We start from the raw sequence: 11,149 nt of genomic DNA on the forward strand, positions 1-11,149 counted from the left end.
TCGGCACCAACCGTTGCAGCGATAGTACCACCCTCACCAGCGGTAAAGGTGACGGCATGCTTGACGATGAGCTTCTTGAAGGTAGCCTCCACCTTGAGATCCTGGTCGCCTAGAGTGACGATGAGCTTATTGCCCTCGATCTTCGTATCGGCACCAGCGACGGCAGGCTTGCCATTGACCATCCATTGGTCTAGCTCATAGCCCTCCTGAGGCGTAGCGGTAAAGGTAATGACCGCACCCTGCTCTACCTGATCGTTGCTCTCGATAGCCTTAGCCTCGGCACCAACCGTTGCAGCGATAGTACCACCCTCACCAGCGGTAAAGGTGACGGTATGCTTGACAACTAGCTTATGGTACTTGACATCAATGACGGCGTTAGCTCGCAGTGTGATGCTGGCCTTGAGGGTCTCAATATCAGCTACTGGGATTTCTTCACCATTGTTGGTCCATGCATCTAGGGCATAGCCATCCTTGACAGCAGCTTGAAACTCTACGAAGGTGCCCTCTTTAATCTTGGCTTTGGGCTCTACAGCTACCTTACGACCACCATCGTAATAGTAGGCTTCGATAGTTCCCCACTCATTGTCTGGCTTGTAGTCGACCTCATACATCTGCTCCTTTTTGAAGGTGACTTTGACATCGGTCTTTGCCTTAATCTGCCACATGATATAAGGTCTTCCAGCGAGCAGGCTCTGTACCTCACCATTGACAATCCATTGATCGACCTTGTAGCCCTGCTCTGTGTTTGGCTTCGCAGTAAAGCGCATGTAGTCATTCTCATTTACTTTTGAGCCACTAGGTATGGTCGTACGACCATTGAAAGTAGCTCCAATGATATCTCCACCCTCACCAGCAGAGTAGGTAACCTCGTAGGTGACGGGTAGCTTCTTGAAGGTAGCCTCGACCTTGAGGTCCTGGTCGCCTAGAGTGACGATGAGCTTATTGCCCTCGATCTTCGTATCGGCACCAGCGACGGCAGGCTTGCCATTGACCATCCATTGGTCTAGCTCATAGCCCTCCTGAGGCGTAGCGGTAAAGGTAATGACCGCACCCTGCTCTACCTGATCGTTGCTCTCGATAGCCTTAGCCTCGGCACCAACCGTTGCAGCGATAGTACCACCCTCACCAGCGGTAAAGGTGACGGTATGCTTGACAACTAGCTTATGGTACTTGACATCAATGACGGCGTTAGCTCGCAGTGTGATGCTGGCCTTGAGGGTCTCAATATCAGCTACTGGGATTTCTTCACCATTGTTGGTCCATGCATCTAGGGCATAGCCATCCTTGACAGCAGCTTGAAACTCTACGAAGGTGCCCTCTTTAATCTTGGCTTTGGGCTCTACAGCTACCTTACGACCACCATCGTAATAGTAGGCTTCGATAGTTCCCCACTCATTGTCTGGCTTGTAGTCGACCTCATACATCTGCTCCTTTTTGAAGGTGACTTTGACATCGGTCTTTGCCTTAATCTGCCACATGATATAAGGTCTTCCAGCGAGCAGGCTCTGTACCTCACCATTGACAATCCATTGATCGACCTTGTAGCCCTGCTCTGTGTTTGGCTTCGCAGTAAAGCGCATGTAGTCATTCTCATTTACTTTTGAGCCACTAGGTATGGTCGTACGACCATTGAAAGTAGCTCCAATGATATCTCCACCCTCACCAGCAGAGTAGGTAACCTCGTAGGTGACGGGTAGCTTCTTGAAGGTAGCCTCGACCTTGAGGTCCTGGTCGCCTAGAGTGACGATGAGCTTATTACCCTCGATCTTCGTGTCGGCACCAGCGACGGCGGGATTGCCATTGACCATCCATTGGTCTAGCTCATAGCCCTCCTGAGGTGTAGCGGTAAAGGTAATAACTGCACCCTGCTCTACCTGATCGTTGCTCTGGATAGCCTTTGCATCAGTACCAACCGTTGCAGCGATAGTACCACCCTCACCAGCGATGTACTCGACAGTGTAAAGCTTTATGTCCTTGAGGAAGGAGACCTCGACATTGAGGTCCTTGTCAGCTTTTTGGATGATAGTGTTGCGCCCCTTGCCCTTTGCAAATGGCTCGCCATTGATCGTCCACTGATCTGTCTTGTAACCGCTCATAGGCTTAGCGTTGAACCGTAGCGCTACACCGTCATCGACAGTGCTGCCAGACTGTACCTCTGTACCATCAGATAGGAAGCACTGGAGCGTACCTCCCTCACCAGCTGTAAGCGTAATCTTGTGCCCTGCAGGAGCGGTACTCTTGAAGACGGCTCCGATGGTTACGTCTGCATCAGGCTCATACTTACAGCTATTGTCAGACAACTTCATAATGAGATCATCATTCCGCTGTCCATTGAAGGTCCAATAGGAGAACTCGTATCCAGCCTTAGGCATAGCTGTGAGGAAGACAAACTTCCACTTAGGGACTTTGTTTTCTCCAGCCTGAAGAGATACATGATTATAGCTATCATCCTCATAATAGGCAGCTATGGTCCCCTCAGGAGACTCATTGGGGAGTGTTACAATATAGCCCTCAAAAGGCGTGGCTGAAGCCTCAAAGTCTACCTTAATCTTTGTATCCTTACGAATTACAAAGGTCTGTCGAGAGCTGCCCTCTGATCCACTTATAGCGACATCATCTTGGTACCACTTACCGATCTTTGCCCCCATATCAGGTATCGCATTCACTTCGAGCGTGATGTTCTTAGGTACGGCATCGCCGCTCTCTACATAAACGTCCTGTTCTTCTTGTTCGAATGGATCAAAGTCGACATAGAGTGCCGAGAGATGTCCTCCAGCGGAGCTCTCTAATGTGACGATACACTCTTCTGAGCTGCGGAGCCTTGTCGCAGACTGCTTCATAACGATGACGACATCAATGTCCTTTTGGGGCATCTCCATCTTCATTTTCTTGGCACCTCCATAGGCCTCAGGCTCATGCTGGGCGAGCTCACCATTGACCATCCAGTGGTCGATCTCATAGCCAGCCTCTACAGTTGCCGTAAAGGTAAGCGGTGTGCCAGCAGGGAGCTTGCGTCCTGGGGTAACTACCACCTTGCCCTCAGAGGGTAAGTAGGTAACACATCTTAGGTCAGAGACACCCTTGGGTAGGGTGTAGCGGACGGCATAAGTCGCTCCACTAGACTGACCACTTGCCTTACTGCCCCATCCTCCCAAGAGGAGAAGCAGGGCAAAGACAATCGGGTAAAGTATTCGTTTTGTCATAGATTATATTTGATTAAAAATTCAACTTCAGATGATGAGCTTACGGCTACTACTACCTATGCGCAGGATGAAGACACCTTTAGATAGAGGTATATAGCTGTCAGCTTGAGTAAGTGTAGTCTGTAAGATCTGTGTGCCATCTAGCGTGTAGATGGTGAGCGTCTTGTAGGGTAGCTCTGCTCCTCTGACCCTTATGCCAGCTCCCTCGACAAAGCACTGGTAAGGCTCCGTCTGAAGAGGAGCTTCGCATGCTCTGTGATCCCCCTCGTAGGGTATCCATGTGTGAGAGGAAGCATCCCACTGGGAGGGTTGCCATCTCTTAGCCTTAGCCTCAGCGACTTGCTTGGGACGCATTTGATTTGTCTCAGGTCTTACCGAGTCATCATAGATACCTAGTATAGCTGTACTCTCAGACTCAGGGATCATCAGTAGCCCATCTACGATCTGCTGCACGAGCTCCTCTGATAGATGCCCCTGGCTACAGATGAAGGAGCGTAGTCTCGGCATAGTCCTAAAGCACATCTCCTCTACTTGATTGCCTGCAAAGCTTAGACGGGTAGCAATAGGTAGCTGATCCAGAAAGAGCGTTGATATCTTACAGCTGTCAGCTACGATCTCTTCGATAGCTCCTCGCACTGTGATGGCTGGCTTATCTAGTATATACTGGATGCGCTCTCCATTGCGCCACTCCCCCTTGACCCCTCGCATGAGGAGCTCCGTCCCCTCCTTGACTCGTATGGTGAAGGATATAGGCTCGCCGAGTTCTATCTCTGGATAAAAGGTCGTAAAGGACAGATCCGAGCGATCTGCAGGGAGGCTGTTGTCATAGGGCTGGTAGATGTCACTACTAGTACGACACTTGACGGTCCATCCCTTAGCTTGTAGCTGGTTGATATGCTCCTGGGTGATGGTGTTCTGCTCGTAAGGATCCACCTTACTTAAGACCACGATGGAGCCTCGCTGTGCATTAGGTGTCAGATTGGGCAGATGAGCGATGAGGCTGTCTATCCCTTCGGACATAAACCTATTGGAGTAGATGAAGAGTTGGTTGAGGAAGGGACAATTAGCAAAGTCTAACGTGGAGATCATGTTGCCACTACAATTGAGCGTGGAGAGCTGTGGACAGTTGCTTAGATCTAGTTGCTTGAGATAGTTATTGTCCACAAAGACCTGCTGTAGCTGCTCATTTAGCGTGAGGTCTAACTCCTTAATAAGATTGTTAGCACACTGGAGCTGCGCTAGATAGTCGCAGTAGTATAGGTTCAGCTTGCGTATCTTATTGTCATTGATCGCGAGCCACTCCAGCGACAAGGCGCGAGACAAATCTATGTCTGTAATGCCACACCCATTGGCGTTGAAGTCAGTGATCGGTCCTGTGAAAGTAATCTCTTGAGACTGGATCTCATAAGAGACATCCTCGGCTGGATCGTAGACACCCTTTAGTCCCTCGATGGTAATATCTCCATTGGCAATGATATTGAGAGTTATGGTTTCGCCTATCTTCTTGTCTGTGGTAATCTTGATGGCCTCGCGCTGCTGAGCAAAGCTTGTCAGCGGTAGAAGGAGTAAGACGAAGTAGAGTATATACTTGTGCATAGCTTATAGTTGGTTTATCGGCTTAATAGTTGCTCTCCATAGGTATGACGCGCAGAAGCAAAGGAATTAGATATGGTAAGTCAAGGAGAGGAGCACTCCGAAGGAGCGTGCCTGCTCCCCGATCAGCTCTGGGTGGCTAAATATACCCGAGGTAGTAGTCGGTCTACCCTCGTAGAGAGGTCGTCTTGTGCTTAGTCGATTAGGAGCGTAGAAGGCATCCACGCTTATGGTCATCGCTTGGCTACGTGGCAGTGGTATGGATAGCTGACCATGCCATCTAAGCTCTAGACCAGACTTGAGCTTACTCAGTAGAGGCAGGTAAGCTAGCTGGTAGTCGAGCTGATCCTTGTAGCCACGCTCCACGACATAGGTCGATGAGAGCGGTAGGCGATACGCCACGGAGAGAGCCGTGTAGAGACGATCGCTGTATCGATAGTCACAGCCCGCCCAGGGTCTCACGACACTATAGTCTATGTGATTAGAGCTCCCCTTGTAAAGCTCCTGATGATAGTGATAGCCCCCGCCGAGGGAGAGAGCTAGCTGATGTCTAGAAGAGAGGGGGATCTGGTAGCGTCCTCTGAGCTGAGCGTCGTAGTCTGCCTGCCGATAGGTCTGTCGCTGACCGATCTGGCGTAGATCTGTGATGGTGAGATGCTCTTGGTCTGGCTGATGGGTCGCATAGATATACTCGGTACCTAGACGATGTAGTATGGTACTCTCTAGAGCCAAGGTACACCTGCCCCACCCCATACTACTGAGCAGTCTCACATTATTATTAAGGAGCCCGAAGAGCCCAGCAGCGGATGACTCTTCCGTCCGCATCTTGTAGAGTTGGTCAGAGAGTAAGAGCGTATAGTGAGGAGCTCCGAGCTCTCGCTGTCTACTCCTTAATAATAGGTCTACCGCCACACCCCCCATATAGTGCATACGAGAGGTGCCAAAGAAGATTTTAGTATTCTGCACATCTACCATCCCAAAGCCGTACGTTAGCGGGAACTTGTCCTGCTGTGAGGGTTTCCAGAGCCATAAGTTCATATACTTACGATGATAGAGCGCATGTAGCGTAGCCGATAGATCTAGCGAGCTAAAGTGATGCTTGTAGCCTAGGGTCGCTTGGAGAGTACCAGTCGTATTGTAGACACGAGGGTCTTCGTACTTATAGGCTATCTCCCCAGCGAAGTGTAGCCCAGCACCCAGCTCTGAGGCACCTCGTCTGAGCGCATAGAGAGCGCCTGCGATATAATGCTCGTAGCGATAGTCACCGCCAGAAGTGTCAGCGACAAGGTATGGCAGGTAGTACTCAGGCTGTCGTATGGCTGAGTAGCCTATCGCTCCCTGATAGCCTAAACCTACAGAGACATAGCCACTGAGACGACCTCGATGCTTGAAGTTTGCCACACCCATCGCCACCAGCTCTCCAGCGATCTCTGTGGCTCCCTCGTAAGGAGCTCTGACCCCGTCCTGAGAGAGGTAGTTACTCCGTAGCCCCACGAGAGCATACGTCGTGTCTTGCGGTATCTCCGTCGGGATTGTGTAGCGTACCTTAGCAAGCTTATCCTCAGCTCGTGGTGTGATCTCCTCATAGTACCTCTGGAGCGCAGAGCTATAGACCTCTCCTTGCCCTATGATAAAGGGGGAAGCGGGCGTCTGCGCCTTTGTGACCGCTACATAGCCGAGCAGTAATAAGCAAAGGGCGAAGCTACGGATAGATAGAGAGGAGTGGGTAAAGGCGTGTAGATACATAGTGTGCTAAAACTTTACGGAGGTCTCTAGTCCAAAGTAAGGTACGACCCACTCACGAGCCGTCGTCTTGTCTTTTTGCAGATACTTTGGAGAGATGTCTATAATGTTGTCGATAAAGAATGAGAGGCGGATGTGCTCGCCTAGCTGCTTCGTACCCTTGAAGCTCATACGCACAGATATCGGCTTTATATTCGCCCGATAGTAGAGCTCATCGAGAGATCTATTGAGGTAGCGCATCGGAGAGGAGAGGTCATTCATCTGTGCGATCTCCTTCTCACCCACAGGTAGCTTGCGCCCATTCAGGTCCATCAGCTCATAGGGATAAGGGCTCTGCTCACGCCCATAGTAAGACTTGCTAAACCATATCACCTGAAAGAAGTTGGTCAGTATCACCCCCCACTCGGGGATGTGCGTTGTAGCCCATAGATTGGTATTGATACGGTGATAGTGACGATGATCCCCCTTACCGTAGATACCTACGTAAGGGTACTTAACGTCGAACTCGATAATCTCCGGGCGGTACATAACGGGTATAGCAGAGGCGTATAGCGTGTGGTAGTAAGCACCATTGAGCTCAAACTGCGTGCGGATAGCCTTAAAGTAAGGAGTCCGCAGACGGTACTCGATGCCGCGCTTCACCGTTCGCTCAGAGTTTTGCACCGTTGAGAGCGAGGTAAAGTCTTGGTAAAGGTCCTCATAGAAGTCCTCCTTGACAGGCCTCTTACCCGCAGGGAGCGAGCCTCCGATAGGACGGCGGTAGGTAGGATAAGTGATCGGATAATAGGCTGGAGCGTAGGCGTAGCCACTATTCATATCCTCCTGAAAGAGCGTCACAGCGAGCGTATAGCGCTGATAAGAGAGGTCTATGCCGATCTCCTTCTTTTCATTGCTCATAGCCCTTAGATTAGGGTTGGAGGGGTCGTGCTTGATCGCGTAAGTCATCAAGTGATCTCTCTTAGGGTCGCTGTAGTAGGCGTTAAGAGCGGAGAAGTATCGATAGACGTTGTCTGGATATAGGTAGTCTAGCGTGGGGAGCTTGTGTGCCACACCATATCCTAGGCGCACAGCCGTGGCAAAGCCCGAGGGTGCCGTATAGGTCCACGAGAGCTTGATGCGTGGGTCGAGGAGTATCTCGTGCGCTAGACGATAGTTGTCCGGTAGATTGAGCATCTGCGTGGCACGTAGCCCCACATTGCCATCTATGCGGTGACGACCTAGTGAGACGTAGAGCCGATCCTCTAGGAAGACTGCTATATTCGAGAGCGCTGGGATGGCATAGTTAGGACGAACCCATATAAACGTATTGTCACCAGGATAAGGAGGGCGGGAAGGGTCTATGACGGCACCTCGGCCCCAATTCTTAGCAATGGAGTAGTCGACACCATATAGTAGTGTCTGCTGCAGAGGAGCCAGCCAGGCCATAGGACTCTCACCCGATAGTGTGGTCTGAAGTGCTAAGGGCTGATTGTCCATCTTGTAGTAAGCATAGTAAGAGGTGGGGAGGAACTCACCCTCTTGTAGTCCCATCTCCCTACTGATAGGCATGACCGCGGGGCCTCGCCCAGATAGGTAGAGATACTTACGACTGAGGAGGTCGTAGGTATAGTCCACCGTCGATCTCCACGACAATGTCCTGAGCCACGAGAGCTGAGGCGACCAGCGAGCATTAGCCACCAGTGTAGTGCGGTAGTACTCTGTATTGTATCGCTCATCTTGCTGCTCTACCAGCTCGTCCGTGCGACTGTTTTGTATAGAGGCGGTCTGGTGTAGCGTAGCGGTCACGTCTAGCACACCGCCAGTGTCACCTAGGTCTCTATGATAGGCGTAGGAGAGCTGCGCTGTAGCTCTTGTATAGCGCTCTAGACGCTCTCTAGGATCACTCCGGTAGTCTACCACATCGCCGCCAATGTGTAGACTGTTGTAGCCCGTAGAGCCGAGAGCTATACCCTTGCCTATATAAGCTAACTTAAAGAGCGGGTCTACCTTGGCACGCCCCTCCCAGGGCGTCACACCACGCTTAGGGTGTAGCTTGATCGCTCCACTACTTAGATTACCCTCAGAGGCGGAGCTGATACCCTGCTCTATCTCAACACGGTCGTAGTGATTGGTCGAGAGCGTACGCAGATCGATCCCCGAGTTGAGCGAGCTACGCCTCGTGACCACCCGATCTGGCAGATAGGTCGAGAAGCGACTCATACCAGTCAGCCCCTGCATCTGCACACGAGAGGCATCGTTGGTAATAGGAGCACCGTCAATCATGATTGAGGTGCCGAGGGAGCTATTGTCGTCCTGTCCTACCTGACGATTGGTCACCCCCTTGAAGTCTCCTATGCCAGGCGTCGTAGTCACAGCACCTGGGAGGAGGAGCAAGATATCTTTTATCGATACTGGCTGTATGTTTTGCATAGCCTCCTGACCGATGACCACCTCGCTCTTGTCCTTGCGGTAGGCGCCCAGCACCTCCACCTCAGGGAGCTCAATGCTCAGCCTACGTAGGGAGATGTCAATCTGCTCTAGCCCCTGGACCGATAGCGTGCGACTATACGATGCGAAGCCGACACAGCGCACCACCAGTGTGTAGGTACCCCCCTGTCGGAGAGGCAGGGTAAAGCGACCATCAGCATCACAGACTACACCCTGATTGGTCTCACTAATCCCTACTGTAGCCCATCCGATAGGAGCATGGTCCTTAGCATTGCGTACACGCCCTGTGATGCCGATGGCTGGCGGAGGAGTCGTATACGACATGGCTAGGCTGAGCTCAGGTAGGAGCAAGAGCCAAAGCGTGATGAGCGTCAGTAGCGTATGTCTGTGTAGCATAGCCATAGTGTGTGAGCGGTCAGTAAGGTTAGGTAGGGGGACGTATCTATGCACGCCCCCCTACGGTAGATAATTACGATATGGTGGACTTAAGGAGCCCCCTACTTCTTAGGATAAGCGTTTTGCCCTTGTACACGCTCGTAGTCGTTGGTCGAGTCGTTGGTGTCGATCCAATAGGTGCGACCATTGCGCATCTCGGTCTTGCGATGTGCTAGTTCCTGACGGTGACAGCCCGTCACGAAGAAGTTCCCCTTGTCTACCGTAATCGGTAGCGCACGCGTCTTGAACTGTCCTTCGCAACCCGTCTCCACGCCATCTAGGATAAGGTCTACAGGGATGGTGTAGTAGTTCTCCGTTTCGCCCTTTTTATTAGTCACCTGCATGACATGATCCTTAAGGAATGCTCTTAGATCGCCCTCCACCTTAAAGAGGAGTGGTGGCCAAAAGCCTCTAGGATGTGCGATACCCGTACTAGAGAAGCAGTCTACGATGATATTCATATTAGGCACATCGGGGTTGTCCGTGTCTGTAATCTTGATTGTCTTGCCATCTCCAGCAGGAAGCTCTACCTCTGGGAAGAGGAACTCAAAGTCAGCTCCTGAGAGGTCTACAGAGTTTGGCTTATCCTCGGTATGATGATTGATAGCCGTAGCAGCAACAATCTTGAACTCTCCAGGCTTGATCGGATACTCCTTACCACTACCAGGGAACTGATAGATACCAGCCACGGGTAGCTCCCCTTTGTCTGCTAGATAGTTAGTCCAGGGAGTCTCTGGCATTGGGTTACCATGAGCAGTCACAGCGTAGCAGATACCATCGAGGTACTCGGTCTTCTCCCCATTGTTGACTATCATAAAGTACTGATCTGGGTGCATCATACGACCATTGGTCTCGCCATTGAAGAAGATGTCACCAAAGATGAGCTGAGTCTTTTCTGGCGTAGGAGCCTCACCTATCTGGACTGGTATGGAGAGCGTCATAGCATCGCTGACGACGACGTTTTCCTTAGCCCCAACGAGTGTGCGATGATCCACAGTCTCACCCGATACGGCAAAGCTATAGGTGCCCTTGTCGAGTGTCAGCTCTACGGTACGGCTCTTCTTGTCGACCTCCGTCTCGCTCTTCTTGAGCGTGCGACTATCGGTGACGGTGAGCATGAGCTTGGCGAGCTCGACCTCCTTGTCTAGCCCCAGCTGCACAGTCACTTTGCACTGTGTGCCTTTATTTGGATTTGGGTTATTCGGATCTTCCTTACAGCCACCCAGTATGAGGGCGGAGAGTGCGATCAGCACTAGTGTGATTGATGTAAACTTAGGTATTCTCATTGTCTTAGGATTGATTTATTTGGTGCTTTATAAACTTCTGGATTCAGCGAGCATGTGCTCAAGTTAAGCCGTTCCTCCACCGAAATCCTTTGCAAAGGTAGAGAGCCTACAGACGCTCTACAACCCTATCTTTAGGTATTTTACAGCCTCTGGGATAGCTAAATAGATGGAGTGAGACATGCGCAGAATAGGGGGTACAGACGACCGACAATTCGAGCCCAATTCCAATTGAGAGGGAGGGGCAACAGGGCTGACGCATTATAATCGCTCTGTCAGGAGGTACACAGCCAACAGCCAGACTGAGTACTTCCGATATTTGCAAGGATTCGGATCTCTCACGAGGAAATCCCCAATAGCTACGTGGGAAACAAAAAGTCTTCACGTAGGCGAGAAATAAAACTTCGGAGGAATCAAATGAAACTTCGGAAGAATGAAATCATAAGTCCGAAGAATTTTTCCACC

At 51.0% G+C, this 11,149-nt stretch carries 5 protein-coding genes; all 5 read right to left on the reverse strand.

Annotated elements, in window-relative coordinates; genetic code table 11:
• Window positions 1–3,203, reverse strand: a 3,203-nt coding sequence (locus RDM37_RS08050; protein ID WP_308556578.1) for a hypothetical protein, incomplete at its 3' end; no start/stop codon positions are given.
• A gap of 27 nt (window positions 3,204–3,230) precedes the next feature.
• A complete protein-coding gene (locus RDM37_RS08055) occupies window positions 3,231–4,799 on the reverse strand; it encodes a hypothetical protein (protein ID WP_308556581.1) in 1,569 nt (522 codons plus the stop codon).
• Between the two features lie 66 nt (window positions 4,800–4,865).
• Window positions 4,866–6,542 (reverse strand): DUF6850 family outer membrane beta-barrel protein, encoded by a 1,677-nt coding sequence (locus RDM37_RS08060; protein WP_308556583.1) that lies wholly within the window; start codon window positions 6,540–6,542, stop codon window positions 4,866–4,868.
• 6 nt (window positions 6,543–6,548) lie between these two features.
• On the reverse strand, window positions 6,549–9,368 hold the full coding sequence (locus RDM37_RS08065; RefSeq protein ID WP_308556585.1) for a TonB-dependent receptor: 2,820 nt from the start codon (window positions 9,366–9,368) through the stop codon (window positions 6,549–6,551).
• A gap of 95 nt (window positions 9,369–9,463) precedes the next feature.
• A complete protein-coding gene (locus RDM37_RS08070) occupies window positions 9,464–10,687 on the reverse strand; it encodes a DUF4876 domain-containing protein (RefSeq protein WP_308556587.1) in 1,224 nt (407 codons plus the stop codon).
• Window positions 10,688–11,149 lie beyond the last annotated feature (462 nt).

The sequence above is a fragment of the uncultured Porphyromonas sp. genome (assembly GCF_902489635.1).
Taxonomy (GTDB): Bacteria; Bacteroidota; Bacteroidia; order Bacteroidales; family Porphyromonadaceae; genus Porphyromonas.